General features: G+C 72.1%; 21 protein-coding genes and 1 riboswitch. Of the genes, 11 read left to right on the top strand and 10 right to left on the bottom strand.

Annotated elements, in window-relative coordinates; genetic code table 11:
- The first annotated feature begins 26 nt into the window (after window positions 1-26).
- On the top strand, window positions 27-1,856 hold the full coding sequence (locus ACFYY1_RS07385) for a GMC oxidoreductase (RefSeq protein ID WP_388582040.1): 1,830 nt from the start codon (window positions 27-29) through the stop codon (window positions 1,854-1,856).
- Window positions 1,857-1,938: 82 nt separating this feature from the next.
- Here the strand turns inward: ACFYY1_RS07385 and ACFYY1_RS07390 are convergent, their stop codons facing one another.
- Window positions 1,939-2,985: an LAETG motif-containing sortase-dependent surface protein gene (locus ACFYY1_RS07390; RefSeq protein WP_388582041.1), complete on the bottom strand. Its 1,047-nt coding sequence runs from the start codon at window positions 2,983-2,985 to the stop codon at window positions 1,939-1,941.
- Window positions 2,986-3,459: 474 nt separating this feature from the next.
- Window positions 3,460-3,777 carry a chorismate mutase gene (locus ACFYY1_RS07395; RefSeq protein ID WP_388582044.1) on the bottom strand — a complete coding sequence of 106 codons (318 nt, stop codon included), beginning with the start codon at window positions 3,775-3,777 and terminating at the stop codon, window positions 3,460-3,462.
- A gap of 364 nt (window positions 3,778-4,141) precedes the next feature.
- Here ACFYY1_RS07395 and guaA point away from each other — a divergent pair, with 364 nt between their 5' ends.
- From guaA to ACFYY1_RS07420, 5 genes are all read left to right on the top strand, one after another.
- On the top strand, window positions 4,142-5,737 hold the full coding sequence (guaA, locus tag ACFYY1_RS07400; protein WP_351255662.1) for a glutamine-hydrolyzing GMP synthase: 1,596 nt from the start codon (window positions 4,142-4,144) through the stop codon (window positions 5,735-5,737).
- A gap of 102 nt (window positions 5,738-5,839) precedes the next feature.
- Window positions 5,840-6,460, top strand: coding sequence for a Uma2 family endonuclease (locus ACFYY1_RS07405; protein ID WP_388582047.1), 621 nt, complete (start codon window positions 5,840-5,842; stop codon window positions 6,458-6,460).
- 118 nt (window positions 6,461-6,578) lie between these two features.
- The gene (locus ACFYY1_RS07410; protein ID WP_388582049.1) at window positions 6,579-7,349 is read left to right on the top strand and encodes a class II aldolase/adducin family protein; all 771 of its coding nucleotides are present in this window, start codon (window positions 6,579-6,581) and stop codon (window positions 7,347-7,349) included.
- A 133-nt stretch (window positions 7,350-7,482) separates the two neighbouring features.
- On the top strand, window positions 7,483-8,751 hold the full coding sequence (locus ACFYY1_RS07415; protein WP_388582051.1) for a hypothetical protein: 1,269 nt from the start codon (window positions 7,483-7,485) through the stop codon (window positions 8,749-8,751).
- Between the two features lie 102 nt (window positions 8,752-8,853).
- Window positions 8,854-9,363 carry a DoxX family protein gene (locus ACFYY1_RS07420; protein WP_388582054.1) on the top strand — a complete coding sequence of 170 codons (510 nt, stop codon included), beginning with the start codon at window positions 8,854-8,856 and terminating at the stop codon, window positions 9,361-9,363.
- 156 nt (window positions 9,364-9,519) lie between these two features.
- Here ACFYY1_RS07420 and ACFYY1_RS07425 read toward each other — a convergent pair whose 3' ends face one another.
- Complete coding sequence (locus tag ACFYY1_RS07425) at window positions 9,520-10,860, bottom strand: PspC domain-containing protein (RefSeq protein WP_388582056.1); 1,341 nt, start codon at window positions 10,858-10,860, stop codon at window positions 9,520-9,522.
- Window positions 10,861-11,029: 169 nt separating this feature from the next.
- Here ACFYY1_RS07425 and ACFYY1_RS07430 point away from each other — a divergent pair, with 169 nt between their 5' ends.
- Window positions 11,030-12,328 carry a PspC domain-containing protein gene (locus ACFYY1_RS07430; protein ID WP_388582058.1) on the top strand — a complete coding sequence of 433 codons (1,299 nt, stop codon included), beginning with the start codon at window positions 11,030-11,032 and terminating at the stop codon, window positions 12,326-12,328.
- The gene (locus ACFYY1_RS07435) at window positions 12,312-13,010 is read left to right on the top strand and encodes a LuxR C-terminal-related transcriptional regulator (RefSeq protein ID WP_388582061.1); all 699 of its coding nucleotides are present in this window, start codon (window positions 12,312-12,314) and stop codon (window positions 13,008-13,010) included. Before ACFYY1_RS07430 ends, ACFYY1_RS07435 begins: the two co-directional genes overlap by 17 nt.
- Before the next feature lie 25 nt (window positions 13,011-13,035).
- Here ACFYY1_RS07435 and ACFYY1_RS07440 read toward each other — a convergent pair whose 3' ends face one another.
- Window positions 13,036-13,797: a GNAT family N-acetyltransferase gene (locus ACFYY1_RS07440; protein WP_388582064.1), complete on the bottom strand. Its 762-nt coding sequence runs from the start codon at window positions 13,795-13,797 to the stop codon at window positions 13,036-13,038.
- Window positions 13,798-13,858: 61 nt separating this feature from the next.
- The gene (locus tag ACFYY1_RS07445; RefSeq protein WP_376631550.1) at window positions 13,859-14,920 is read right to left on the bottom strand and encodes an NlpC/P60 family protein; all 1,062 of its coding nucleotides are present in this window, start codon (window positions 14,918-14,920) and stop codon (window positions 13,859-13,861) included.
- 313 nt (window positions 14,921-15,233) lie between these two features.
- On the opposite strand from ACFYY1_RS07445, the gene ACFYY1_RS07450 reads away from it, so the two are divergent.
- Window positions 15,234-15,587 (top strand): hypothetical protein, encoded by a 354-nt coding sequence (locus tag ACFYY1_RS07450; RefSeq protein WP_376631548.1) that lies wholly within the window; start codon window positions 15,234-15,236, stop codon window positions 15,585-15,587.
- A gap of 60 nt (window positions 15,588-15,647) precedes the next feature.
- On the opposite strand, the gene ACFYY1_RS07455 is transcribed toward ACFYY1_RS07450, so the two are convergent.
- Window positions 15,648-16,802, bottom strand: coding sequence for an NlpC/P60 family protein (locus ACFYY1_RS07455; RefSeq protein WP_376631546.1), 1,155 nt, complete (start codon window positions 16,800-16,802; stop codon window positions 15,648-15,650).
- Window positions 16,803-16,809: 7 nt separating this feature from the next.
- A riboswitch (cyclic di-AMP (ydaO/yuaA leader) is annotated at window positions 16,810-16,974 on the bottom strand.
- 248 nt (window positions 16,975-17,222) lie between these two features.
- Between ACFYY1_RS07455 and pcrA the strand changes: the two genes are divergently transcribed.
- Window positions 17,223-19,697, top strand: coding sequence for a DNA helicase PcrA (pcrA, locus tag ACFYY1_RS07460; RefSeq protein ID WP_388582068.1), 2,475 nt, complete (start codon window positions 17,223-17,225; stop codon window positions 19,695-19,697).
- A gap of 79 nt (window positions 19,698-19,776) precedes the next feature.
- Here pcrA and ACFYY1_RS07465 read toward each other — a convergent pair whose 3' ends face one another.
- On the bottom strand, window positions 19,777-21,366 hold the full coding sequence (locus tag ACFYY1_RS07465; protein WP_388582072.1) for a M23 family metallopeptidase: 1,590 nt from the start codon (window positions 21,364-21,366) through the stop codon (window positions 19,777-19,779).
- Window positions 21,367-21,619: 253 nt separating this feature from the next.
- Complete coding sequence (locus ACFYY1_RS07470; protein ID WP_388582074.1) at window positions 21,620-22,555, bottom strand: esterase/lipase family protein; 936 nt, start codon at window positions 22,553-22,555, stop codon at window positions 21,620-21,622.
- A gap of 368 nt (window positions 22,556-22,923) precedes the next feature.
- Here ACFYY1_RS07470 and ACFYY1_RS07475 point away from each other — a divergent pair, with 368 nt between their 5' ends.
- Complete coding sequence (locus tag ACFYY1_RS07475; RefSeq protein WP_124716864.1) at window positions 22,924-23,337, top strand: cobalamin B12-binding domain-containing protein; 414 nt, start codon at window positions 22,924-22,926, stop codon at window positions 23,335-23,337.
- Between the two features lie 66 nt (window positions 23,338-23,403).
- Here the strand turns inward: ACFYY1_RS07475 and ACFYY1_RS07480 are convergent, their stop codons facing one another.
- Complete coding sequence (locus tag ACFYY1_RS07480) at window positions 23,404-24,999, bottom strand: DUF5691 domain-containing protein (protein WP_388582077.1); 1,596 nt, start codon at window positions 24,997-24,999, stop codon at window positions 23,404-23,406.
- 49 nt (window positions 25,000-25,048) lie between these two features.
- On the bottom strand, window positions 25,049-26,554 hold the full coding sequence (locus ACFYY1_RS07485) for an SWIM zinc finger family protein (RefSeq protein WP_388582080.1): 1,506 nt from the start codon (window positions 26,552-26,554) through the stop codon (window positions 25,049-25,051).
- Window positions 26,555-26,631: the final 77 nt, after the last annotated feature.

Raw genomic sequence — 26,631 nt, forward strand, 5'->3', positions numbered from 1 at the left:
CCGCCCGTTTAGCACCAAGGAGAGCCATGTCCCAGGACAGCCCTGCCCAGAATCGGCCCGCCGGCCCGGGAACGGCCGACGACGACGCCGCGTACGACTACGACGTGCTCGTCGTCGGCTCGGGCTTCGGCGGTGCGGTGTCGGCGCTGCGGCTGACCGAGAAGGGCTACCGGGTCGGGGTCCTGGAGGCGGGCCGTCGCTTCGCCCGGTCCGAACTGCCCAAGAACTCCTGGGACCTGAAGAACTTCCTGTGGGCCCCGACGCTCGGCCTGTACGGCATCCAGCGCATCCACCTGCTGGGCAATGTCATGGTGCTGGCCGGCGCGGGCGTCGGCGGCGGTTCGCTGAACTACGCCAACACCCTGTACGAGCCGCTCGCGCCGTTCTTCGAGGACCCGCAGTGGAAGGACATCACCGACTGGCGCGAGGAGCTGGGTCCGTACTACGACCAGGCCAAGCGGATGCTGGGAGTCCGGCTCAACCCGACGATGACCCCGTCGGACGTCCACCTGAAGGCGACCGCGCAGGCCATGGGCATCGGCGACACGTTCCACATGGCGCCGGTGGGCGTCTTCTTCGGGGACGGCGAGGACGGCGACGGCACGGCGAAGGCCCGGCCGGGCGGAGAGGTCGACGACCCGTTCTTCGGCGGGGCGGGGCCCTCCCGCAAGGCCTGCACCGAGTGCGGCGAATGCATGACCGGCTGCCGGCACGGCGCGAAGAACACCCTCAACGAGAACTACCTCCACCTCGCGCAGAAGGCCGGCGCGGTCGTCCACCCGATGACCTCGGTCGTCGCGGTCACCGAGAACTCCACGGGCGGCTACGCGGTCAAGACCCTCCCCACCGACAACCGGAAGAAGGGCAAGGGCCGCACGTTCACCGCCCGCAGGGTCGTCGTCGCCGCGGGCACGTACGGCACCCAGACACTGCTGCACCGGATGAAGGACACCGGTCTGCTGCCCCGGATCTCGTCCCGGCTCGGCGAGCTGACCCGCACCAATTCCGAGGGCCTGGTCGGCTCGCAGACCAGCGACCGGCGCTACCGCAAGAAGCACGGGACCGCGCGGGCCGACTTCACCCGCGGCGTCGCCATCACCTCCTCGATCCACCCGGACGAGAACACGCACATCGAGCCGGTCCGCTACGGCAAGGGCTCCAACTCGATGGGCGCGCTGACCATCCTCCAGGTGCCGTACGGCGCGCACCGGGTACGCAGGTGGCTGCTCGAACTGGTCAAGCACCCCACGCTCGCGGCCCGGTCGCTCTCCAACCGCCGCTGGTCGGAGCGGACCATCATCGGGCTCGTCATGCAGTCGCTCGACAACTCCCTGACGACGTACCGCAAGCCGGGCGGCGTGGGGAAGGGCCTGCTCACCGCACGGCAGGGGCACGGCGCGCCCAACCCGACCCAGATCGAGGCGGCGACGCGCAGCGCCACGCTGCTCGCCGAGGAGATCAACGGATTCGCGGGTTCGAACGTGGGCGAGCTGATGGGCACCCCGCTCACCGCGCACTTCCTCGGCGGCTGCCCCATCGGCGCCACCGCCGAGGACGGGGTGATCGACCCGTACCACCGGCTCTACGGACACCCCGGCATCTCGGTCGTCGACGGCTCGGCGGTCTCCGCGAACCTCGGTGTCAACCCGTCGCTGACCATCACCGCGCAGGCCGAGCGCGCGATGTCCTTCTGGCCCAACAAGGGCGAGGCGGATCCGCGTCCGGCGCAGGGCGAGGAGTACGAGCGGCTGAGCGCGGTCGAGCCGCGGTCACCGGCGGTGCCGAAGGACGCGTTCGGCGCGCTGAAGCTGCCGTTCCTCGGGCTGCCGGCCGTCCCGCCGAAGAAGAAGCCGTAGCGGAGCGAGCGGGCCCGGACAGCAGAAAGGGGCTGCACCCCCCTCCGAGTGCAGCCCCTCATGCTCACGGTGCCCCGACGCGTCACACGCCGGCGTCACCGTTCCTGCGGCGCCGCACGATGAACATCGCGCCCGCGCCGAGCACCACGGCCGCGCCGCCCGCGGTGGCGAACACCGGCAGCGCGGAGGACGAACCGGTCTCCGCGAGGCTGCCGGACACCTTGCCCGCCGTGTTGGCGGCCGGCTTCGAGGCCGGGACCGGGGCACTGCCACCGGTCTGCGGCACCGAGCCGCCCCCGCCGGACTTCACGATCTTGAACTTGTACGCGACGTCGCTGACGCCCATGCAGTCCTTGTCACCCACGTACAGACCGGCACCGAGCGTGAAACCGGCGCCGACGGGGGCGGTCTGCTTCACGTTGATGCGCAGCGGGATGTCGACCTCGTAGCCCGCGGGGATCTCGTCGGACTGGCCCACGTAACCGACCGCGCGCCCGTCCTCACTGAGCTCCTCCCACTTGCCGGTCTCCTGGTCCAGGGCCTGGAGGCTGACCTGCTTCGAGCGGAAGAGGTCGTTGCCGGCCTTGTCGGAGGAGGCGCCCGCGAAGTAGTCGATCTCCTTCACGGCGGACTTCGAGGAGTTGTAGACGTTCATCTTGAACTTGTGCCAGCCGCTGCCCCGGACGATCTGTCCGGGCAGGCCGGTGATGGAGATGTCCAGGTCGGACTTGGCGCACTCCACCGGCTCCTCCGGGTCCTCGGACTCCGAGGGGGTGGCGGAGGCGGACGACGAGGCGCTCGCCGAATCGCTCGGGGTCGCGCCGATGGCCTCGCCCGGGTCCGGAGCGGAGCCCCCGGCGGACTCGGACTCCTCGCCGGTACCGGGCTCGCCCGGCTCCTCGGCGGGGTCTCCGGCGGGGTCGCCGGCAGGGGCGGAGACGGACTCGGAGGCGGACGGGGCCGGCTCGGTCTCCGGGGAACCGGAGTCGCTGGGCGAGGGCGAGACGGTGGTCTCGGCGGCAGCGGTGCCGTCCGTGGTCCCGGCGAACGCGGTGGTGGAGGCCAGGAGCGTGGCAGGTGCGATGACTGCCGTGGCGGCGGCGAGCGCCAGAGCTCGGCGAAGCTTCATGGTGACCTCAGAAGTCCGGCGTACCGCGATGAGCGATACGGGTATCGGGACGGGCCCGACCGTGCGGCAGCACGAGCGGGGCCGGTGGTTCCGCATGGTTGACCCGTGGTCCGCCGCAAAGGTTGTCCGGAATCTCACAGAACCTTTATGTGACGCCCCTCACGTCCAGGGGCCGCGCCCGAGGTGGGCGGGTACGGAAACGGCCGGCCCCGGGCGTCCCCGAAGCCGGCCGTTTCCTGGGGTGACCGGGCTGCTGTCCCCTGCCGACCGGTCACGCACGCTGGAGCGCGGTCCCACGGCGTACCTGCGGTACGCCACACGCACCAGCGGAGCCACGCGTGGTTTCTTCCAGAGCCGCCCCTGGCTGGCACGGACACCGGGACCAACGAAGCCGCGCCGGACCCGGTCACGCGCCGTACGGGTGAGAGTCGGCCCGAACTGGGATACGCCGGAGTACCCCCGGCCCGCGGGGTGTCACGCCCGGCCGCGGCACAGCTCCAGCAGCGTCATGGCGAGGGAGGTGCCGGGCTTGCCGAGCGCGTCCCGGTACGAGCCCAGGATCTCCATCTCGCGGGCGAGGTTGATCCGGCGGCCGCCCGAGGTGATCCGGGCCTCCTGGATGACCGCCGAGACGGCCATCCGCTCCTGGACGAGCCCGATGATCCGGTCGTCGAGGGTGTCGATCCGGGTCCGCGCGTCGTCGATCAGCACGGCGGCCTCCTCGGTGCCCGCGCCGGTCTTCTCGGCGGCGGTCTTCGTGGCGGTGCTCTTCGCGGGGGCGGTGCTGGTCATGGTGGTGACTCCTCGTGGGGTGTGGTCCCCGAGGCCGGCCGGTCCGTAACGCCAAGGCGCCCCGGGCCTTTCGGCCCGGGGCGCCTGGAACGTTGCTTGTCGGTGGGATCAAGCAGCACGACCATGGCAGCCGGCGGGCCGGATGCCATAGGTAAAGACGAAGGTCGTGTGCTGAAGCATGGAACCAGTATGGCCCGGCCGCCGAGGGCGGACCAACACGGCGCCCGGATGCTGAGACGCCGGGTCCGGAAGGCGGTGGCCCCGTACCCGAGCACGAGCGGGACGACGGCGGACTCCGCAACCCCGGTAGAATCGACAAAACAGACCCCCCTTTCTCGCCCCCTTCACCGCCGGAAGGCCGCCCGTGCCAGCAGCACCCCCCGCCGCCCCCGACACCACTACCGACGTGGTTCTGGTTGTCGACTTCGGCGCGCAGTACGCCCAGCTCATCGCCCGACGCGTCCGTGAGGCCCGGGTCTACAGCGAGATCGTCCCGTCCACCATGCCGGTGGCCGAGATGCTGGCCAAGAACCCCCGGGCGATCATCCTGTCCGGCGGCCCCTCCTCGGTGTACGCCGAGGGCGCGCCGTCCCTCGACCGTGCGCTGTTCGAGGCCGGGGTCCCGGTCTTCGGCATGTGCTACGGCTTCCAGCTGATGGCCACCACGCTCGGCGGCACCGTCGACGACAACGGTGCCCGTGAGTACGGCCGTACCCCGCTCACCGTCTCCAAGACCGGCTCCACGCTCTTCGAGGGCACGCCCGCCGAGCAGTCGGTCTGGATGTCGCACGGTGACGCCTGCTCCGCCGCCCCCGAGGGCTTCACCGTCACCGCGTCCACCGACGTCGTACCGGTCGCCGCCTTCGAGAACGACGAGAAGAAGCTCTACGGCGTCCAGTACCACCCCGAGGTCCTGCACTCCACGCACGGCCAGCAGGTCCTGGAGCACTTCCTCTACCGGGGCGCCGGCATCGAGCCGACCTGGACCACGACCAATGTGGTCGAGGAGCAGATCGCGCTGATCCGCGAGCAGGTCGGCACCAAGCGCGCCATCTGCGGCCTGTCCGGCGGGGTGGACTCGGCGGTCGCCGCGGCCCTCGTGCAGAAGGCCATCGGCTCCCAGCTGACCTGCGTGTACGTCGACCACGGTCTGATGCGCAAGGGTGAGAGCGAGCAGGTCGAGAAGGACTTCGTGGCCTCCACCGGAGTCCAGCTGAAGGTCGTCGACGCCGAGGAGCGCTTCCTGACCGCGCTGGCCGGGGTCTCCGACCCCGAGCAGAAGCGGAAGATCATCGGCCGCGAGTTCATCCGGGTCTTCGAGCAGGCCCAGGCCGAGATCGTCGCCGAGGGCGCCGCCGACGGCGAGGAAGTCGCCTTCCTCGTCCAGGGCACGCTCTACCCGGACGTCGTCGAGTCCGGCGGCGGCACCGGCACCGCCAACATCAAGTCGCACCACAACGTGGGCGGCCTCCCCGAGGACATCGAGTTCTCGCTCGTCGAGCCGCTGCGCCAGCTGTTCAAGGACGAGGTCCGCATGGTCGGCCAGGAGCTCGGCCTGCCGGAGGAGATCGTCCAGCGCCAGCCGTTCCCCGGCCCCGGCCTCGGCATCCGGATCGTCGGCGAGGTCACCAAGGAGCGGCTCGACCTGCTCCGCGAGGCCGACGCCATCGCCCGCGAGGAGCTGACCGCGGCCGGCCTGGACCGCGACATCTGGCAGTGCCCGGTGGTCCTGCTCGCCGACGTCCGCTCGGTCGGCGTCCAGGGCGACGGCCGCACCTACGGCCACCCGATCGTCCTGCGCCCGGTCTCCTCCGAGGACGCCATGACGGCCGACTGGTCGCGCCTGCCCTACGAGACCCTCGCCCGGATCTCGACCCGCATCACCAACGAGGTGGCCGACGTCAACCGCGTCGTGCTCGACGTGACGAGCAAGCCGCCGGGCACCATCGAGTGGGAGTGACCCCTCCCGCAAGGTCAATGCCGATGCCGTCGCTCATTCGTTTGGGCGGCGGCATCGTCGTATGAGCTGGGTGCGTCGGCAGCGGAGACGAGACTCTGCCCCATGGGAGCAAAGAAGATCGCCGCACCCGAGCCCAGGCTTGAGAAGCAGCAGTACCGGTGGCCCGTCCCGCCCGAGGGCGGATGGACAGCGGACGACCTCGACCGGATTCCGGGCCTCCCGCCCCACACCGAGCTGATCGACGGGAGCCTCGTCTTCATGAGTCCGCAGCGGAAATTCCATACCCGCGCGATGTGGTTGCTGGAGCAGGCGCTGCTCGCGCATCTGCCGCAGGATCTCGATGTCGACCGGGAAATGACCATCAGGATCGACAAGCGGAATCGCCTGGAGCCCGACATGGTGGTCTACCGGGCGGAGGCGGACACCGGAGCCGACCAGATCTGGTACGAGCCCGAGGACGTCCTCCTGGCCGTGGAAGTGGCAGCACCCGACTCGCAGGACCGCGATCGCGACGTCAAGCCACGCAAGTACGCAGCCGCCGGAGTCGTTCACTTCTGGCGGGTGGAAGCGGACGCCGACGGTCTGCCGATCGTGTACGTGTACGAACTCGACGCGGCCCGGCAGGTGTACACCCCGACGGGCATCCACCGCAAAAGGCTCAAACTTGAGGTTCCGTTCCTGATCGAGGCGGACCTCACCCAGATCTACAACCGCGGCAGGTAAGGGGCGCGTCCCCCGGGGGCGGATCCGCGCAGCCCATCCGCCCCCGTACCCCTGGCCACTTGCGGCAACCGGCGGTAACTTCCGATCCCGTACGTCCTGGGAGCCACGAGGAGCCGCCATGACCGAGCCCACACCCATACCCGTGGACCAGCTCCACTTCGCGATGCCGCCCGTCCATGAATCCGTGGCCGACGAGCGCGCGCACCGCAAGGAACGGCTGGCCGGGGCGCTCCGGCTGTTCGGGGAGTACGGGTACGAGGACGGGGTCTCCGGGCACATCACCGCGCGGGACCCGGAGTTCTCCGACTGCTTCTGGGTCAACCCCTTCGGGGCCACGTTCGCCGGGCTCGCGCCGGACGATCTGATCCTGGTGAACGGCGAGGGCCAGGTCGTCGCGGGGCACCACCACGTCAATCAGGCCGCGTTCGCCGTCCACGCGCAGGTGCACCGGGCCCGCCCGGACGTCGTCGCCGTCGCCCACACCCACTCCGTGCACGGACGGGCGCTGTCCGCGCTCGGCGAGCTCATCGAGCCGATCACCCAGGAATCCTGCGCCTTCTACGAGGACCACGTCCTGTACGACGCGTACACCGGGGTCGTCGTGGACGAGGAGGAGGGGCGCCGGATCGCCGCCGCGCTCGGCGGGCACAAGGCGATCGTGCTGCGCAACCACGGGCTGCTGACCGTCGGCGACTCGGTCGACGCGGCCGCCTGGTGGTTCATCACGCTGGAGCGTGCCTGCCAGGTGCAGCTGGCCGCGCGGGCCGCCGGGAAGCCGGTGCTGATCGAGCACCCGGACGCGCTCGCCACCCGTGAACAGCTGGGCAGCGACCTGGTGGCCTGGATCAACTACCAGCCCCTGTGGCGCCGGATCAGCCGCGCGTTCTGACGATTCGTTCGCACATTTGGGCGACCGCCGCCCGGGGGTCGCCCCGATGCGGTCCGGAGCCCCGCCGTACGGCACAATTCGCAGCAATCACAGCAGAGTTGGCTGTACCGGGGGTTGAAAGGGCGGCGTTCCAGTGGCGTTGGACGAGGCGAGGGCGGGCAGCACGCACGGGGGCGGCTGCACGTGCGGCGACTGCCCGCACGGGGCGCGCGAGGGCCACCGGCGCGCGGTGGCCGCGTTCCTGGCCAAGCGGGACGAACTCGCCGCCGGCCAGGGGCTGCCGCCCGGGGTCGCGCAGTCCGCCTCGGCGACCCGGCAGTGGGTCTCGGACGAGCTGACCCAGTCCGCCAGGACCGTCGCAGAACGGGGCCGGGAGGCGGGCGAGGCCTGGCTGTACCGGGTCTGGCGGCGCACCCTGATCACGGTGTGGGGAGGCGTCGCCCTGCTGGTCATCGGCGAGGCCGTCACCGCCATCGGAGCGGGCTGGACCAACGCCCGTACGGCCGGGCTGCTCGCCGGACTCGTCACCGCGGGCCTGCTGACCGGCGCCGCCCATGTCCACCGCGCCCGGGGCGGCCTCCTCGCCCCGCTGATCGGCGAGGACCACCGGCTCTCCACCTCCCGCGCGGTCGCCGCCTCCTGGGTCCTGCTCGCGGTCTTCTCCGTACTGGTGCTGGCGCTCCAGCTGGCGGGCGCCTCCGGCCACGGCGAGCGGGACGAGCTGATCGAGGGGCTGGACCTGGCCCGGGGCGCCGGGGTGGTGACGGTGCTCGCACTGGTCTGCGCCGTCGCCGTCGTCGTCCGCCGGGTGGTGACCGTGCGGACGCTGTCCGGGCGGCTCCAGAAGCTGCGGGCCGTCCGGCCGCGCGCCGCCGATCTGCTCACCGACGACTCCGGGCGGGGCAGCTTCACGGATGTGCAGTACGTGCTGGTGAGCACCGTCGCCGTGCTGTTCGCTGCGGTCCGCCTGGCCCGCCGGCCCGAGCAGCTGCCGGACCTGCCCTGGGGCCTGGCGCTCCTGGTGACCGTCTCGGCGCTCGCCTACTTCGCCGGGAAGTACGCGGAGGGCGGGCGGCCGGTGATCCTCTCGGTGGTCCGGGCCCGTGAGGCCGGGGACCTGGACGCGCCGGTGCGCACCGGTGACGACATCGAGATCCGGGGTGCGGGCTTCGTGCCGCCCGGCGCCGGGACCCCGGAGCGGCTGGCCCGCCTGGTCGTCCGGATCGGCCGCGTCCATGTGCATGTGCCGCTGATCCCGGTCACCGGAGGCTTCGCCAACCCGACGGACGGCGTGCTCACCGTGCCGGTGCCGGTGGAGGTCGAACCGGGGGTGGTGGAGGTGCAGGTGGTGACCGCCGCCGGGGTGGAGACGAACCGGGTCGAGATCGACGTGACGGACTGACCGCCGGGCGGCGGAATCCGGCCGGAGGGCCCACCGGTTGAGCAGCCCGCATCCCGCCTACGTATCGTCTGGTGACGGGTCTACGGAAGGCGGCGCAGCCACATGCAGGGATACGGAACGAACGTACGCGGTCTGGGTGAGCCGAGAGGGCTCAAGGACTTGGCGCGGGAGCACGCCCTGCTGCCGCTGCGGATCTTCCTCGGCGTGACCTTCGTCTACGCCGGGCTCGACAAGCTCACGGACAGCGGCTTCTTCCGGGCGAGCGGCGCCGGTTCCATCGGCGAGACCCTGCACGCGGTGCCCGACTCGTCCGCGATCCCGGCCCTCGTCGACCTCGCGCTGAAGAGCCCCGGCGCCTTCGGGTACGCCATCGCCATCGGTGAACTCCTCGTCGGCCTCGGCACCCTCGTCGGGCTGTGGGCACGGCTCGCCGCGCTCGGCGGGGCGCTGATCTCGCTGAGCCTGTGGCTGACCGTGAGCTGGCAGGTCTCGCCGTACTACTTCGGCAACGACCTGGTCTACCTCATGGCCTGGCTGCCGCTGCTGCTCGGCGGGGCCGCGGCGTTCTCCGCGGACGCTCTTCTCGCGTCACGGCGGCGACGGATCCGGTAGTTCACCCAGGTCACGGTGGCGGCCAGCCAGAGGCCGCCGAAGAACAGCGGGAAGAAGAACACCCACGGGGCGTCCCAGACCCCTGCGGCGTCCGCCGCGTAGCCCGCCGCCAGCGCGAGCATGACGAGGCCCGCCACCGCCCGTCCCGGACGGATCTCATGACGCAGCACGGGTGACCTCCACCTGTCCGATGCCGACTTCGAGGGTGAGCTCCACCGTGCCCGCCGGTCTGCTGCCCGGGGACGGCGGCAGCGTACGGTGCTCGTTCTGCGACGGCCTGATGTCGATGTCGACCGGCGCCTCGCCGGCCGGGGCCGCGCCGGGCCGGCTGACCGGCAGGGTGATGTCGCCGAGGTTCGCTCGCGCGTCCACCTTCACCGTCACCTCCTTCGGCACGACCACGACCACGCGGCCGGCCCCGACGCCGACCTCGGTCGCGAGGGTTTCGCCCCGGGGCACCTCGATCCCGGTGAGGTCCAGCCGGGCCACTCCGGTGCCCAGCTGGTAGCGCGGCTGGACGGCGGCCATCGAGGCGGGGCGCCAGCCCTCGCGCACCCACTGCGTAGAGATGTCCTTGGGCAGCGCGGAGGCGCACGCCAGCAGGACGGCCGTGATCATCGAGAGCATGACCGTGCCGAACCCGGTCCGCCCCAGGAACGCGCTGACCACCATCCCGAGCCCGAACACCGCGAGCGCACCGGCCAGGCCGAACTGCAGGCTCGTACCGAGCGGCTGGGACTCCCAGCTCAGCGAGGTGCCCAGACCACCCGCGATCAGCGCGAACAGGAACACCACACCACCGATCGAGGTCGGGCCTCTGGTGCCCGCCTCCCGCCGGGGCGTGCGGAACGGATCCTTCGGCGCGGCACCCGCAGGGCGTGCCGTGCGGGGCGGGACCACCGTGTCGGCCGGCCCCCACAGATAGCCCGCGCCCACCGGCCCCGTCGTACCGTCCTTGACGATGGGGTCCCGCCACCACGACGGGCTGCCCGGCGTCGGCGGCGCCTTCACCTCGGGGGGCGCGTCCGCCACCGCCTGCGCGGTCGCCGGATGCAGCGGGTCCTCGGGTGCCGCGGTCCGGCGGTGTTGCGTCCACACGGCGAAGCCGACGACCGCGAGCGACAGCATCGCGGAGAACGCCAGCGTGCCGCCGTTGCCCAGCATCGACAGGAACAGGCCGCAGCCGATCAGCGCGAGCAGCACCGCGATCAGCGACGCCCCCTCCACCCGGCCGGACAGCAGCCTGCGCGCCTCGTTCTCCTCCTCGCCGTCCACCGGGACCAGCAGCCAGGCGAAGCCGTAGAAGATCAGCCCGATGCCGCCGGTCACGGACAGCACACCGAGCACGATCCGGAAGATCACCGGGTCGACGTCGCAGTACCGGCCGAGCCCGCCGCACACCCCGGCCACGACCTTGTGCTGCGGACTGCGCCGCAGCAGCGGGGCCGGTTCGGGGGGCGGAGCGACACCGGGGGAGGTGTCCTGGGGAACGGTCATGGCTCCATGGTGACGGGCCGGGAGCCCGTCCGGGACCCGGGCCGACCCTGGCCGATCCCTGATATTGGCCGGCCGCACCCCTGGGTGCCGTCCCGGCCCCGGGCTCTCAGGGTCGCTTAAGGGGCCGACCCTGATGCCTCCACCCGTACGGGCATGTGACGATCGGGGCATGCCAGCCGCCACGACCCGAGCCGCCAGCTCCCGCAACCCCGCTCCGGAGGAGCCGCCGCTGCGCAGGCTGTACCGCAGCGCCGACGGACGGCTGCTGGGCGGCGTCGCGCGCGGTCTCGCCGGGCATCTCGGGCTGCCCGTCGTCTGGGTGCGGTTCGTCTTCCTCGGCCTCTTCTTCGCGGACGGCCTCGGCGCGCTGCTCTACGCCGTGTTCTGGATCGTCGTCCCGCTCGGCGTCGGCGGCGTCGAGGCACCGCGTTCGGTCTTCGAGACCGCCCCGGACGGCAGCCGCCGGCTCCGCAAACCCGACCGGGGCCAGGTCTTCGCCCTGATCGCGCTGCTGATCGGTGCCATGATCTTCGTCGGCAACGTCGACATGGGCAGCGGGGCCAACCGCTACATCTGGCCCACGCTGCTGATCGGCGCCGGTTCCGTACTGGTGTGGCGGCAGGCCGACAACGCCCGGCGCGCCCGCTGGATGGAGGTCGGCAGCCGCCGCCGGGTGCTGCACCTGGCCCGGGGGCTCGCCGGGGTCGCCCTGGTCGGCCTGGGCCTGGCCGTCTTCATGGTGGTACGAGGCTCCGCCGCCCAGCTCGGCAACGTCATGACCGCGGCCATCGCCGTCCTCACCGGCATCGCGCTGCTGGCCGGCCCCTACCTCGTCCGCATGACCCAGGACCTCTCCGAGGAACGCCTGATGCGCATCCGGGCCCAGGAGCGCGCCGAGGTGGCCGCCCACGTCCACGACTCGGTGCTGCACACCCTCACCCTGATCCAGCGCAACGCGGAGGACGCCGGCGAGGTCCGCAGGCTCGCCCGCGCCCAGGAACGCGAACTGCGCAACTGGCTGTACAACCCCGAGGGCACCGGCAAGGACGAGGACGACGAACCCGAGACCCTCGCCGAGGCGGTCAAGCGCGCCGCCGCCGAGGTCGAGGACAAGCACGGCGTCCCGCTGGAGGTGGTCGTCGTCGGCGACTGCCCGCTGGACGAGAAGCTGGCCGCGCAGATGCAGGCCGCACGCGAGGCGATGGTCAACGCCGCCAAGTACGGTGGCGAGGGCGGCGCCGTGCAGGTCTACGCGGAGGTCGAGGGCCGCACGGTCTTCGTCTCGGTGCGCGACCGGGGTCCGGGATTCGACCTGGACTCCGTACCGGGGGACAGAATGGGCGTACGAGAATCGATCATCGGCCGGATGCAGCGCAACGGCGGTACGGCGCGGCTGCGTTCGGTGCCCGGTGGGGGTACGGAAGTCGAGCTGGAGATGGAGAGGGCGAGCGATGACCAGGACCACTGAGGCGACGACCGACGGCCCGGAGCGCCGGGTACGGGTCGTGCTCGTCGACGACCACCGGATGTTCCGCACCGGCGTCCAGGCCGAGATCGGCCGCACCGAGGAGACCGGCGTCGAGGTGGTCGGCGAGGCCGCCGACGTCGACCAGGCGGTCACCGTCATCACGGCGACCCGCCCCGAGGTCGTCCTGCTCGACGTGCACCTGCCCGGCGGCGGCGGCGTCGAGGTGCTGCGCCGCTGCGCCCCGCTGATGGGCGCGGTCGAGAACCCGGTGCGGTTCCTGGCGCTGTCCGTGTCGGACGCCGCCGAGGACGTCATCGGCGTCATCCGGGGCGGCGCCCGCGGCTATGTCACCAAGACCATCACCGGCGCCGACCTGGTCGACTCGGTCTTCCGGGTCCAGGACGGCGACGCGGTGTTCTCGCCCCGGCTGGCCGGCTTCGTCCTCGACGCCTTCGCCTCCACGGACGCGCCGCCGGTCGACGAGGACCTGGACCGCCTCACCCAGCGCGAGCGCGAGGTGCTGCGGCTGATCGCCCGCGGCTACGCCTACAAGGAAATCGCCAAGCAGCTGTTCATCTCGGTGAAGACGGTCGAGTCGCACGTCTCGGCGGTGCTGCGCAAGCTCCAGCTGTCCAACCGCCACGAGCTGACCCGGTGGGCGACGGCCCGGCGGCTGGTCTGAGCCCGATGGCCGGTGACGGTCTCCGTCAGGCCGGTTCGAGCGAGATGTTCAGTTTCTCGCCGATCCTGCGGAAGCCGATGCCCGCGTAGATCCGCTCCACATCGGCGTCGCCCGGCTCCAGCCACACCACCCGGCAGCCGCGCTCGAAGGCGGTCGCGGCCAGATGGGCGGAGAGCGCGGCGCCGATGCCGCGGCGGCGGTGGGCCTCGGTCACGGCGAGACCGGCCAGTTCGGTGAGGCCGTCGACCGGGACGGAGCAGCCGCCCGCGCCCGCCGGTACGCCGTCGACCGTGGCGAGGGCGGCGACCCCGCCGTCGCGGGCCGCGGTGCGCAGCCAGTCCGCCACGCCGGCCTCGGGTTCGCCGGTGCCGCCGTATCCGTGGTGCTGGACGAGCGCGGCGGCGGCCAGCTCCGTGTCGGTGGCCGGTTCGGTGATCGTGAGGGAGTCCACCGGCTTCGGCGTCAGCAGGTCGTCCGGTGCGCAGGCCATGATCGGGGCCCGGTTCTCGACGGTGAACCCGGCGGCGAGCAGCGCGGGTTCGACCGCGGGCGCCGAGCCGGGCAGGAACTCCAGCCGGGGCAGCCGGTCGTGCTCGCGGAACGCCGCGACCAGCGCGTCGAGATCGGCCGGCGTCGGCTCGGCGTCCTGGTCGGGTATGGCGTAATTGGCGTACTTGAGCGACCAGTTGGGGTTGTAGCGCACCGTGAAGGGCCCGACCCGGAGGTGGTCCGGGGAGCGTTGGGCGAGCGTACGGGCGTGGTTCTGGACCTCGGCGTCCATGGGCATGTGGGGTGGTCCTCCGGCCGGATGGGCGACGGCGGGTGGGCCCGCCGTCGGAGACGGGAGCCTATGCCACCCGGGTGGCCCCGGCGAAGGGCATCTGGTCGATCGGCGCGATCCGGACCGGTGACCCGGTGCGCGGGGCGTGGATCATCTGTCCGTTGCCGATGTACAGCCCGACGTGGCTGATGCCGGAGTAGAAGAACACCAGGTCGCCCGGCGCGAGTTCGGAGCGCGAGACGCGCCGCCCGGCGTTGATCTGGGTGTACGTGGTCCGGGGGAGCGAGACGCCGGCGGAGCGCCAGGCGGCCTGGGTGAGCCCGGAGCAGTCGAACGAGGAGGGGCCGGTGGCACCCCAGACGTAGGGCTTGCCGAGCGCCCCGTACGCGAACGCGACGGCCTCGGCGGCGCGGGCGTTCGGCGCCCGGACGGGGCCGCGCGCCGCGGCGCGGCCGGCGCGGTCGGCCGGGCGGGTGCCGTCGGCCGGCCCGGTGCCGGCGTTCTCGTAGGCGGTGCGCTCGGGCGGGGTGAGCCGGTCGAGCAGCCGCTGTGCCTCGGCCAGCTTGGTGGTGATCGTCGCCTTGTGCTTCTTGAGCTCGGCCCGGCGGGAGGTGAGCGCGGCCAGCTCCCCCTCGGCCTGCGAGCGCAGCGTGGCGATCTGGGCGACCTGCCGCCGGACCTTGGCGAGCGCGACGGCCTGGCGGTCGCCCATGCGGTCCACGTACGACGCCCGCTCCAGGTACTGGTCGGGGTCGGAGGAGAGCGCCAGCTGCACGGACGGGGAGAGGCCGGCGGCGCGGTACTGCGCCGCGGCGAACGAACCCAGTGCGTCGCGGGAGGCGTTGAGGCGCTCGGTCCTGCGGGCGGCCTCGTCGCGCAGGGTGTCGAGGGAGTGCTCGGCGGCGATGGCCTTCTCCTTCGCGCCGTTGTACTGCTCGGTGGCGACCTCCGCGTCGTGGTACAGCCGGTCCACCTCGGCCTTGACCTGGGCGGGGGTGCGCTGCGGCTCGGCGTGGGCCGGGCCGGGCAGGGCGGCGGCGGTGGCGGCCCCGGTGAGGACGAGGGTCGCCGCGGTGCGGGCAGCAGGGCCGGTGTACAGGCGCTGCTTGGGTTTTCGATGCGCTGCCACGAGGGCGTGCGTCCTTCCTGACGACTGCCCGCCGGGGGATACCGGCGGGCCCGCCACAACTCTCGGCGGGGCGACCGGTGCACCGTCCGCGTACGGAGCGGGGGTGATCCGGTCGTCTGGTCAGCGACGCTAAACCCGGGGCACGGGCAGGAGTCGTAATGACGCTTATTGTCCGAATTTGGCGCGGCGTTGTCGCCGAGTGATCGGAAAAATTGCACCAGAGTCAGGCAATTGGTGCAGACGCGAGTGAAGTGACGAGGAAGGCGCACCTGCCTGCCGAGTGGTGATATGGCCGGGGCTAGGCTGCGGCCTCATGGACGTACTCATTCATGTCTTCGTCGCCCTGCACATCATCGGCATCGCCTCCCTGCTGGGCGGTTTCCTGACCCAGATGAAGGCGATGGGCGCGGGCACGGCCCGGTTCGTCCCGGCGATGCTGCACGGCGCTCTGACCATGCTGGTCACCGGTGTCGCACTGGTCGGGCTCAACGAGGCCGACGGCAACCACGTCAACAACATCAAGATCGGCGTCAAGATGCTGGTCCTGATCGTCATCCTCGCGCTCGTCTACATCAAGCGGGACGAGGAGAAGGTCGACAAGGGCGCCTTCGCGGCGGTGGGCGGGCTGACGCTCCTCAACATCTTCATCGCCACCCTCTGGGTCTGATCCCGCCGTACCGCACCGCGCCGCCCCGGGCACCGGGGCGGCGCGGCGTGCTCGGGCCCGCTACGCGGGCCGCACGCTGCCGTAGATCGGCATGTAGTAGATCGACTCCTCGCGCACGTTCGCCCCGGGCTTCGGCGCGTGGATCATCATCCCATCGCCCTTGTAGATGCCGACGTGGCTGATGTCGTCGTAGAAGAAGACGAGGTCCCCCGGCCGCAGGTCGGCCGTGGCGACCCGGGTGCCGATCTCGACCTGGTCCCACGTGGTGCGCGGGATGTCGACCCCCGCCGCCTTCCACGCGGCCTGGGTGAGCCCGGAGCAGTCGTACGACGACGGGCCCGTCGCGCCCCAGACGTACGGTTTGCCGATCTGGGCCCTGGCGAAGGCGAGGACCTGCTCCGCCTTGGTGGTGGCGCCGCTGTCCGAGCCGGTTCCGGATCCGGTGCCCGTCCCCGTACCGCTGCCGCTCCCCGCCTCCTTCGCCGCCTCCTCGGCCTTGCGGTCCGCCTCGGCCTTCGCGGCGGCCTGCTGCTTCGCCAGCTCCTGGGCCTTGCGCTCGGCCTCCGCCTCCTTCTTGCGCTCGATCTCCGCGAGCCGCGCCTTCTCCTCGGCGGTCAGCTTCGACAGCAGCGTGCGCGCCTCGCCCAGCTTCGTCTGGACGTCCTGCTTGCTGGTGCGCAGCGTGGCCTGCGTCGTCGTCAGCGTCTCCAGGCTCCGCACCGCCTCGGCGCGCTTCTTCGACGCCTTGGCCTGCTCCGCACGGAAGTCCGTGATCGCCTTCTGCTGCCGGCTGGTCATCCGGTCCATCAGCTGGCTCTGGTCGAAGTACGACTGCGGGTCGTCGGCCAGGAAGAACGTGGCGCTCGGCGCTATGGAACCGTTGCGGTACTGCGCGGCCGCGTAGGTGCCGAGCGTCCTGCGGGCCTCGTTCAGCTTGTCGGCGCGCTTGGCGACGTCGTCCAGCAGGGCGTCGACCTTGGCGTGCTGGGTGGCGGAGGCTTCCTTCGCCTGGTTGTACCGCTGGGTCGCGGTGCCCGCCTGCCGGTAGAGGTCGTCGACCTGCTTCTGGACGTCCTCGACGCTGGGCTTCGGGTCGGGCGCGGCCATCGCGCTCTGCGTGGAGAGCAGGGTCACGGACGCCAGGGCCGCCGTGGTGAGACCGACGGCCGGTGCGGTGGTGCGCACCCGGGTGCGCGGCTTGCGATGGGATGCCAAGGTCGGCATCTCCTTCCGTGGACCGCCTACCGGGTTAGCTGTCGGGTTCGGGCGGAACGGAAGGCTGCCCTACGGTCCGAGTGGGGGATAAGGACCGATTCACCCCGGTGCTGCGTATGGGTCCCCGGTTCCGAACTCCCGTGAGGCAGTCCGGATTCGGCGCAGGCGCCCGCTCGGCGTGGTTCGCCTCAAGGGGGTACGGGCCGCCCGGTCGAGCACGCTAGCCAACCCATGGTGCCGCTGGGAAGGTTGATGTTCGATATGCCCGATACATTTTCGTGACCTCGCCGCGACGGGCGGCGGAGGCCCGGAATTCCTCACGTGGAGTGGGTGGCCGATCCCGCTGTGTGTCCGCCGTGCTGTGTGCGGTTGGTCATGCGGCCTCCGGGTGTCGGTGGGGCGGCCTAGACTCGACAAGCGATGAGCAGCCTCTTTGACGACAGCTTCCTGGCCGGCCTCCAGCACTCGGAGGAAGAGCCCCCGCCGCCCCCCGAGGACTCCGCACCCGAAGCGGTGCCGGAGGACCTCTTCGCGGGCGTGTTCGACGGGCCCCCGCCGCCCAGGGACGCCTACTACCGCGACGGCGCGCACCGCCCCGTCATCGACTCGGCGGCGCTCCTCGACGGGCTGAACACCGAGCAGCGCGCCGCCGTCGTCCACGCGGGCTCCCCGCTGCTCATCGTCGCCGGGGCCGGCTCGGGCAAGACCCGGGTGCTGACCCACCGGATCGCCCACCTCCTCGCGGAGCGCGGGGTGCACCCCGGCCAGATCCTGGCGATCACCTTCACCAACAAGGCCGCCGGCGAGATGAAGGAGCGCGTCGAGCAGCTCGTCGGGCCGCGCGCCAACGCGATGTGGGTCATGACCTTCCACAGCGCGTGCGTACGCATCCTGCGCCGCGAGTCGAAGCGGCTCGGATTCACGTCGTCGTTCTCGATCTACGACGCCGCCGACTCCAAGCGGCTGATGGCCCTGGTCTGCCGCGATCTCGACCTGGACCCCAAGCGCTTCCCGCCGAAGTCGTTCACCGCCAAGGTCTCCAACCTGAAGAACGAGCTGATCGACGAGGAGACCTTCGCCGGCCAGGCCGCGGACGGCTTCGAGAAGACCCTCGCCCAGGCCTACGCGATGTACCAGTCCCGGCTGCGCGAGGCCAACGCGCTGGACTTCGACGACATCATCATGACGACGGTCCACCTGCTCCAGGCGTTCCCCGACGTCGCCGAGCACTACCGCCGCCGCTTCCGGCACGTCCTGGTCGACGAGTACCAGGACACCAACCACGCCCAGTACACCCTCGTACGCGAGCTGGTCGGCCCGGCGGGCGAGGGCGACGCCCCGGCCGAGCTGTGCGTCGTGGGTGACGCGGACCAGTCGATCTACGCCTTCCGCGGCGCGACCATCCGCAACATCCTCCAGTTCGAGGAGGACTACCCGAACGCGACGACGATCCTCCTGGAGCAGAACTACCGCTCCACGCAGACGATCCTGTCCGCCGCCAACGCGGTCATCGAGCGCAACGAGAGCCGCCGCCCCAAGAACCTCTGGACCAAGGCCGGCACGGGCGCCCGGATCACCGGCTACGTCGCCGACACCGAGCACGACGAGGCGCAGTTCGTCGCCGACGAGATCGACCGGCTCACCGACGCGGGCGACGCCAAGGCCGGTGACGTCGCGATCTTCTACCGTACGAACGCGCAGTCCCGCGTCTTCGAAGAGATTTTCATCCGCGTCGGCCTGCCCTACAAGGTCGTCGGCGGCGTGCGCTTCTACGAGCGCAAGGAGGTCCGGGACATCCTGGCCTACCTGCGCGTCCTCGCCAATCCGGAGGACACCGTCCCGCTGCGCCGCATCCTCAACGTGCCCAAGCGCGGCATCGGCGAGCGCGCCGAGGCCATGATCGACGCGCTGTCGATGCGCGAGAAGATCACCTTCCCGCAGGCGCTGCGCCGGGTCGACGAGGCGTACGGCATGGCGGCCCGGTCGGCCAACGCCGTCAAGCGGTTCAACACGCTGATGGAGGAGCTGCGCACGATCGTCGAGTCGGGCGCGGGCCCCGCGGTGGTCCTGGAGGCCGTGCTGGAGCGCACGGGTTATCTCGCCGAGCTCCAGGCGTCCACCGACCCGCAGGACGAGACCCGGATCGAGAACCTCCAGGAACTGGCCGCCGTGGCCCTCGAATTCGAGCAGGAGCGCGGAGCGGCCGGCGAGGAGGGCGCGGACGCGGCAGCGGGTACGGCCCCCGGCACGGGCACGCTCGCCGAGTTTCTGGAGAAGGTCGCGCTCGTCGCCGACTCCGACCAGATCCCCGACGAGGACGAGGACGGCTCCGGCGTCATCACGCTGATGACGCTGCACACCGCGAAGGGCCTCGAATTCCCGGTCGTCTTCCTGACCGGCATGGAGGACGGCGTCTTCCCGCACATGCGGGCGCTGGGGCAGGTGAAGGAGCTGGAGGAGGAGCGGCGCCTCGCCTACGTCGGCATCACCCGGGCCCGCGAGCGGCTCTACCTGACCCGGGCCGCCATGCGCAGCGCGTGGGGGCAGCCCTCGTACAACCCGCCGTCGCGGTTCCTGGAGGAGATCCCGGACCAGCACCTGGAGTGGAAGCGGACCGGGCCGATGGCGGCACCGGCCGGACCGACGTCGGGGATCACCTCGTCGCTGTCCTCGTCGCGTTCGCGCTCCGGGCCCTCGGGCTTCGCGACCCGGCGTACCTCCGACAAGCCGACGGTCACGCTGGCCGTCGGGGACCGGGTCACGCACGACCAGTTCGGGCTCGGCACGGTCACGGCGGTCGAGGGCATCGGTGACCAGGCGAAGGCCACGGTCGACTTCGGCGACGAGCGTCCGAAGAAACTGCTGCTGCGGTACGCGCCGGTCGAGAAGCTGTAGGCGGAGCCGGCCGGCGGGCGGGGGTCGTTGCCCCGCCCGCCGGCTCAGCTCTCAGCTCTCAGGTCTTGGGGCCTGGGTCTCAGGTCGGGTTGACGCCGTGGCTGCGGAGCCAGGGCAGCGGGTCCACTGCCGCTCCGCCACCGGGGCGCACCTCGAAGTGCAGGTGCGGGCCGGTGGAGTTCCCGGTGTCGCCCGAGTACGCGATGACGTCACCGGCCTTGACCGGGCCCGAGCGGATCTTGGTGGCGCTGAGGTGGCAGTACCAGGTCTCGGTCCCGTCGGCCGCGGTGACGATGGCCATGTTCCCGTAGGCGCTGTTCAGCTGGGTGCGCACGGTGCCGTCCGTCGCGGCCATCACGGGTGTGCCCTGCATGACGGGGAAGTCGATGCCCGTGTGCACGGACATCCAGTTGACGCCTGCCTGCCCGAAGTACGCGCTGAGGCCGTGATCCTTGACCGGCATGACGAACTTGGGGCGCAGGGCCTCCTTGCGCGCGGCCTCTTCCTCGCGCTTCTTCTTCTCGGCGGCCTGCCGCTCCCGCAGGTCGATGCGCTCCTGGGTGCGGCTGGCGCGGTCGGCGAAGTTCTCCGCGTCGGCGCTGAGGTTGGCGAGCTGGGTGTCCAGCTTGTTGTTGGCGGCGACCGGCTTGACGGAGCCGGGGTCGGCCGCCGCCATCGTGGTGTTGTCGTCCTTCTTCTCCTCGCCGCCCAGCCCGCCGACCGAGGCCGCGGCGATTCCGGCCACGCTCATCACGCAGGCGGAGGGGATGGCGACGGTGAGGAGCGCGGATCGCTTCGCGGGGGAACGTCGCCTGCTGCGGCCGGCGCCGCCGCCGCGGGTTGCGGAGCGGCCGACGGAGCGGCGTGGTCCGGGCGCGGCCTCCGCGACGTCAGAGATGGCCGCGACGCTGATGGTGGCCGCGTCATGGACATCGTCCGCCGGCACGTCGTCCGCTCCGATGCCGTCCGCGTCAGCCGCGCCGTCCGCACCGGTCGTGGTGTCCGCGGCAGCGGAGGCGTAGGGCGCGTACGGGTCGTAGAGGTCGTAGGACCCCGGGGCGGTGTAGGTCTCGTGGGTTCCGAGCGCCTCATGTGCCGTGTGTGCCGACTGCGCCTCGTAGGACACCTGTGCGGTTTCTGCGGTTTGTGAGGGTTGCGCGATGTGCTGTTCGTGCTCGGGCGTGGCGCCGGTGTTCCAGGCGGTGGCGTCGTACGCGCCGGAGTCGTGGACAGCCGTTTCGCTCGTGGCCCACGGGCTGTTCGTCTGCCAGCCGCCGGTGTCCCACTGGCCTGTGGCGTCCGGGGCGCCGCCCTGTGCCGGGATCCCGGCGAACGTGGCGGTCGCGGTGGCCGTGACCGATTCCGTGCCGTAGTCGGCCGCGGGCGTCCAGGTGGCCGTGGTGTCGTACGTCGGTGCCGCCTCGTACTGCTGCTGGGGCTGCGCGGCGTACGCGGTGTAGGCGTCGTACGAGGTGGTGGGGTGTGCGCCCGTGTCCCACTGCGTGGAGTCGTACTGGCCGCTGTACCCGGACTGTCCGGCGTCGTAGCCGCTGCCGTACGCGCCGTCGTGGCCGCCGGGGAGCGAACCGAAGAGCGGGTCGCTGTCGAAACTGCCGGTCGCATCACTGTCGTATCCGGCGTACCCGGCGTGGGGGTGCTGGTCGTTCACCAACTTCTCTCTCGCCTCGGCAGCAGGACCTGTGCTCTGGAGTCCGGCAGGGGGATCCCAGGGGGAGCAGTGGCCGCGACTGTACCCGGCGGTACGTGACGCCGACAATCTTCGGCGGGCATGGGCGGCTCAGGAAACGGGCAATCGGCCGCCTTTCGACGGACTGCTCACACAGCCTTGGCCTTTTGTTCGAAACCCGTTCTATTTGTGGGGCGGTCTCTGCGGCTCGGCGGACCCGTCCGGCCGCGCCGGTTCACGCTGCTCCTATGGTCCCGTTGGCCTCGGCCGTCGGTTCGCGGGATTCCAGCGTCTGCCGGACGGCGGCGGCGACGGCCGGATGCACCGGCAGCGCGAGATGGCCGATCCCGGTGACGCGTACGTTCCGCGCGTCCAGATCCGGATGGTCGATGCGGGCCGCCTCGGCCGGGACGATCACCCGGTCGAGCTCGCTCCAGAAGCTCACGAACCGGGTGCGGCAGCCGGGCGCGGGTCTGCGCAGCTCCTCGATCGGCGCGGAGCCCGTGCGCATCTGCCGCACGATGGGATGGGCGCTCGCCAGTGGGGCGACGGCCGTGCCCCCGTGGGGTGTGCCGAGCGTGATCAGCGTACGGACCCGCTGGTCACCGCCGAGTCGCTGTACGTAGTAGCGGGCGATCAGGCCGCCCAGGCTGTGCCCGACGATGTCGACCTCGTGGTGTCCGGTGCGGGCGCAGATCTCCTCGACATGCCGCCCGAGCAGCTCGGCCGCCGTCCGGATGTCGCAGGTCAGCGGCGAGTAGTTGAGCGATTCCAGGTGGCGCCAGCCGTGCCGGGCGAGGCAGCGGCGCAGCAGGACGAAGACGGAGCGGTTGTCGATGAAGCCGTGCAGCAGGACGACCGGGGGGTGCTCGTCGCCCCCGTCGCCCTCGGGGCCGTCGGCGGGGAGGACGGAGGCCCTGGCCGGGGCGGTGGCGCCGGGAGGTGTGGTGGCGCCGGGGGGTGCGCTGGTATCGGGGGGTGTGGCGCGCGGCCCGGCCGGGCGGGCCGCGGCCCGTCGTTCGCCCGGGATGCCGGTGGGATAGATGAGTACATGCCCGGCGAGAACCGCCAGCTCCAGTGCGGTGGCCTTCAGCAGCGCGGATGACAGCCGGACGGTGGGGAGCGGACACGGCCGGCGCAGCAGTGGAGGAAGAAAAGGCAGGTCCTTCATGGCCGACCTCCTGCTCCGGCAGGCGGGGGAAGGCGGCTCCTCCGGCCCCGGATGCCCTCTCATGGGGCGCCGTCACCCAGGCGCGGTCGTGCCGGTCGGCCGGATCGCCCGACCGGCCGGGCCGGCCGTACCACCGTGCCGCGCGGCTGACGGCGCGGTGGTACGGCGACCTCGTAGCGGCTCCCCTGGCGGCCGGTCCCGCACGGCTGGTCTGCCGCGTGATGACGGGAACGGCGCCCGGCGAACATGTCCCACGTGTGATTTCCCCCTCCCCGTCCACCGCGAAACGACGGCTTGCGGGATGCTGTAGATAACGTTCGTTCACATCCCCGGCCCTTCAGGCACGGGAGACGCATGTGGAGGCAGTGATGGGTGTGACCGGTCCGATCCGTGTGGTGGTGGCGAAGCCGGGCCTGGACGGCCATGATCGCGGGGCCAAGGTGATCGCGAGGGCGCTGCGCGACGCGGGCATGGAGGTCATCTACACCGGGCTCCACCAGACGCCCGAGCAGATCGTGGACACCGCGATCCAGGAGGATGCCGACGCGATCGGCCTCTCGATCCTCTCCGGTGCGCACAACACGCTCTTCGCCAAGGTGATCGAGCTGTTGAAGGAGCGCGAGGCGGAGGACATCAAGGTCTTCGGCGGCGGCATCATCCCGGAGGCGGACATCGCACCGCTGAAGGACCAGGGCGTCGCGGAGATCTTCACCCCCGGCGCCACGACGACGTCGATCGTCGACTGGGTCAACGCGAACGTCCGCCACCCCGCGGAAGCCTGATCCCTGTCGGTCCCTGGTGTTGCGCTCGGACCTGCCCCCGTCCGGCCCGTTCCGCCGTCGGTCCCGTCAGGCCGGGGTCAGTTCCGAGTCCATCGCCGCGCGCAGCCGCAGCGTGGAGACCAGCCGTTGGAAGGCCTCGGACCAGTAGCCGTTCGCGCCCGGTGAGGCGTCCTCCGGTTCGTCCGGGGTGGTGGTGAGGACCTCCAGGCGGTCCGCCTCGGCCGGGTTCAGGCAGCGTTCGGCGAGGCCCATCACGCCGCTGAAGCTCCAGGGGTAGCTGCCCGCGTCCCGGGCGATGTCCAGGGCGTCGACGACCGCGCGGCCCAGCGGCTCGGCCCAGGGGGTCGGGCAGACCCCCAGGAGCTGGAAGGCCTCCGACAGCCCGTGCGCGGCTATGAAGCCGGCCACCCAGCCGGCCCGTTCGGGTGCGGGGAGTATGCCGAGGAGCTTCGACCGTTCGGCGAGCGATGCCGTGCCGGGGCCGTTCGACGGAGGCACGGAGGGGGCGCCGAGCAGCGCGCGGGCCCACTCGGGGTCCCGCTGCCGCACCGTCGCCCGGCACCATGCCGCGTGCAGTTCCTCGGCCCAGCCGTCCGCGACGGGCAGGCCGACGACCTCCCGGGCGGAGCGGCCCGCGAACCGCGCCGGCCAGGTGGCGAGCGGGGTCGCCTCCACCAACTGGCCGAGCCACCACGACCGTTCCCCGCGCCCGGAGGGCGGCACCGCCACCACGCCGTCACGCTCCATCGCGGCGTCGCATTCATGTGGCGCCTCCACGGCGACCGAGGCCTCGTCGCTGGTGAGGTCCGGGCTCACGCAGGACAGAGCGCGGGCCGCCATCCGGCCGGCGAGCGCCGACTCCGGCAGCGCGGAGAGCAGTTCGGCGGCTGTCGAGCGGACATTGCGACTGCGGTCGGAGAGCGCCTGTTCCAGGAAGGGCTCGTCCAGCGGGGACAGTCCGGTGCGCAGCGAGTCCAGGAACATCAGCCGGTCCTCGGCCCGTTCGGTGGCCCAGGTGGTCGCGAGCAGCGCGAGCGCCGCCGCGGGATCGTGTGCGCGAACGGCCCCGAGCAGGGCGACCCGCTCGGCGAACAGCCCCTCCTCCCACAGCCGGGTGACCGCTTCCGGCTCCGTCGGGTCGGGCAGCGACGAGCCGCCGGACGCACCGCGCAGCGCGAACTTCCAGTCGGGGTTCAGCCCGGCCAGCCACAGTCCGCGCGGCCCGGCGAAGGCCAGGGCCTGCGGCCGCAGGTCCGTCCGGGCCCTGGCCGCGTCGAGCAGGGCGGGGAGCAGCTCTGCCGGGGCCCGGAAGCCCCGCTGGTTGGCGGTGGCCAGCCATTGCGGGATCAGCTCCGTGAGATCGGGCGCCGTACCGCGACGGCCGCCCGAGCCGCCCGGTGTCGACCGGTCCGCCAGCAGTTGGGCGAGCCTGCGCCGGGCGGCCGGGGGCAGCGGCGGTCGCGGGTCGACGGGGGCCGGCACGGGCCGGGCGGCGGGGGCGGCGGGCAGCAGACCCGCCCTGCGCCGCACGGTGTGGAGCGCCGCCGCGTCCAGCAGCCCGGCAGGGCCGCCGTCTCCCGCCGTCGCTGGGCGGCGGTCGGTGCCGAGCAGCGCCGTGGTGACGAGTTCTTCCCACGGTGCGGGTGTGATGGTGCGAGGCATCGGTCCCCCTTGCATGGATCCCCCTGTGAGCTTCGAGTCCGGCGTCGGATCAGATGAGCGGCACGGTCCCGGACGCCGCGTCGGCACGATCGCCCCAGGCATCGGCCCCGGCTCGGGCCAGGGTTCCGGCTCCCGTGCCGGCTCCGGCCCCGGTGCCGTCGTCGAACCTGTCGGACCCGGCGGACCCGTCCGGCCCGGCGGACCAGGCCGCGAACGGGTCGAAGCCGCGGTGGCCGCATTCGCCGAAGACCGTGACCGGGGAGCCTCCGGAGAGCGCGACGAGCTTCCACAGTCCGGGCCGGGACAGAGCCGCCGGGGCGATGGGCAGAGCCGCGTCGCCCGCCGCGTCCGCGAGTTGCCAGCCGTCCCCGGACGGCACGGGTATGACGTCGCGCAAGGTCACTGGCCAGGCGTCCAGCCAGGGGTCCGCACGCAGGGCGTCTGCGTACGCGCTCGTCGCTGCCGCTGTCGTGCCGCCCGGTGGCGGGGCGCCGGCCGACGACGGCACACCGAACTGCCGGCCCAGCTCCGCCCGTAGCCGGCCGGAACCCGGATGGGGTGTCAGCTCGGCGTCGATCGTGACGCCCACCGGCAGTGCCGGGCCGGGAGAGCGCCCGGCCGCTCCGAAGGAGAGCAGCAGGGCCGTGCGGCCCGTCCCCTTCCCGTACAGCCAGATGCGGCGGGCGACGATCTTGCCGTCCGGGGTGTCGTACTGGGCGAGGACCAGCCAGTGGTCGCGGACCGGCGGACCCTCGGCGGGGGCCGTCAGACCCACCCGGGTACGGACCGTGGCCGCCAATGCCTCCGGCAGGCGGTCGATCCCCAGCCAGGCGCTGTCCAGCAGATGCAGCAGCGCGCACTCCTCCAGCAGCTGGGCCGGCCAGCCCGGACCGGATGCCGGTATGGAGCCCAGCTCCCGCACCCGGGCCGCCAGTCCGGGCGCCTGGGCGTCGACCATGCGGGCCGCCGTCTCCTCCCAGAGCCCGTACCCCGGCCGATCGGCCGCCGCCAGCCCCCCGCGCAGCAGATCGGTCAGCCGCTCCTCCAGCTCCTGCGCACCGCCGGTGATCCGCTCGGCCCGGCGCTCGGCCCGCCGGCGGGCGGCCTCCGGGTCCGCCGGGCCCGCGGGCGGGGCGCCATCCGCCCCCGCACGCTGCTCCGCCTTCCCGGCCGACCGTTCACGGCGGCCCGCCAGCCACTCGCCGGCCCAGTCCGGCACCTCGCCCCCGGGCAGGGCCGACTCGCCCGACGCCCAGACCAGCAGCAGGCCCAGCGCGTGCTTGCACGGGAACTTCCGGCTCGGGCAACTGCACTTGTACGCGGGACCGGTGGTGTCGATCACCGTCAGATACGGCTTGCTCCCGCTCCCCTTGCACTGCCCCCACACCGCACCCGAACCGTCGCACCCGCCCCCCGACCACGGACCGGCCACACCGAGCTTGCTCCCGGCCTTGCGTGAGGCATCGTCAGGAGCAAGGGCCAGTACCTGCTCCACCGTCCAGCGCGCCACCGGAGCGGCGGTGCGCAAGGGATCTCCCCCGTGAGATAGCAGCATGGGAACGACGGTAGAGCGCCCCACTGACAATCGGCTCCGACCTGCGGTCGGGGCCGATTGTCAGTGCCATGGTGCAC

It is taken from the genome of Streptomyces sp. NPDC001890 (assembly GCF_042891445.1).
Lineage (GTDB): Bacteria > Actinomycetota > Actinomycetes > Streptomycetales > Streptomycetaceae > Streptomyces.

What these genes read in the sequence shown, in the direction of transcription:
- ACFYY1_RS07475 (WP_124716864.1), top strand. Translation starts at nt 22,924, where the DNA reads ATGGGTGTGACCGGTCCGATCCGTGTGGTGGTGGCGAAGCCGGGCCTG.
- ACFYY1_RS07480 (WP_388582077.1), bottom strand. Translation starts at nt 24,999, where the DNA reads ATGCCTCGCACCATCACACCCGCACCGTGGGAAGAACTCGTCACCACG.
- ACFYY1_RS07470 (WP_388582074.1), bottom strand. Translation starts at nt 22,555, where the DNA reads ATGAAGGACCTGCCTTTTCTTCCTCCACTGCTGCGCCGGCCGTGTCCG.
- ACFYY1_RS07425 (WP_388582056.1), bottom strand. Translation starts at nt 10,860, where the DNA reads ATGACCGTTCCCCAGGACACCTCCCCCGGTGTCGCTCCGCCCCCCGAA.
- ACFYY1_RS07420 (WP_388582054.1), top strand. Translation starts at nt 8,854, where the DNA reads ATGCAGGGATACGGAACGAACGTACGCGGTCTGGGTGAGCCGAGAGGG.
- ACFYY1_RS07405 (WP_388582047.1), top strand. Translation starts at nt 5,840, where the DNA reads ATGGGAGCAAAGAAGATCGCCGCACCCGAGCCCAGGCTTGAGAAGCAG.
- ACFYY1_RS07385 (WP_388582040.1), top strand. Translation starts at nt 27, where the DNA reads ATGTCCCAGGACAGCCCTGCCCAGAATCGGCCCGCCGGCCCGGGAACG.
- ACFYY1_RS07390 (WP_388582041.1), bottom strand. Translation starts at nt 2,985, where the DNA reads ATGAAGCTTCGCCGAGCTCTGGCGCTCGCCGCCGCCACGGCAGTCATC.
- ACFYY1_RS07410 (WP_388582049.1), top strand. Translation starts at nt 6,579, where the DNA reads ATGACCGAGCCCACACCCATACCCGTGGACCAGCTCCACTTCGCGATG.
- pcrA (WP_388582068.1), top strand. Translation starts at nt 17,223, where the DNA reads ATGAGCAGCCTCTTTGACGACAGCTTCCTGGCCGGCCTCCAGCACTCG.
- ACFYY1_RS07485 (WP_388582080.1), bottom strand. Translation starts at nt 26,554, where the DNA reads ATGCTGCTATCTCACGGGGGAGATCCCTTGCGCACCGCCGCTCCGGTG.
- ACFYY1_RS07435 (WP_388582061.1), top strand. Translation starts at nt 12,312, where the DNA reads ATGACCAGGACCACTGAGGCGACGACCGACGGCCCGGAGCGCCGGGTA.
- ACFYY1_RS07450 (WP_376631548.1), top strand. Translation starts at nt 15,234, where the DNA reads ATGGACGTACTCATTCATGTCTTCGTCGCCCTGCACATCATCGGCATC.
- ACFYY1_RS07440 (WP_388582064.1), bottom strand. Translation starts at nt 13,797, where the DNA reads ATGCCCATGGACGCCGAGGTCCAGAACCACGCCCGTACGCTCGCCCAA.
- ACFYY1_RS07395 (WP_388582044.1), bottom strand. Translation starts at nt 3,777, where the DNA reads ATGACCAGCACCGCCCCCGCGAAGAGCACCGCCACGAAGACCGCCGCC.
- ACFYY1_RS07430 (WP_388582058.1), top strand. Translation starts at nt 11,030, where the DNA reads ATGCCAGCCGCCACGACCCGAGCCGCCAGCTCCCGCAACCCCGCTCCG.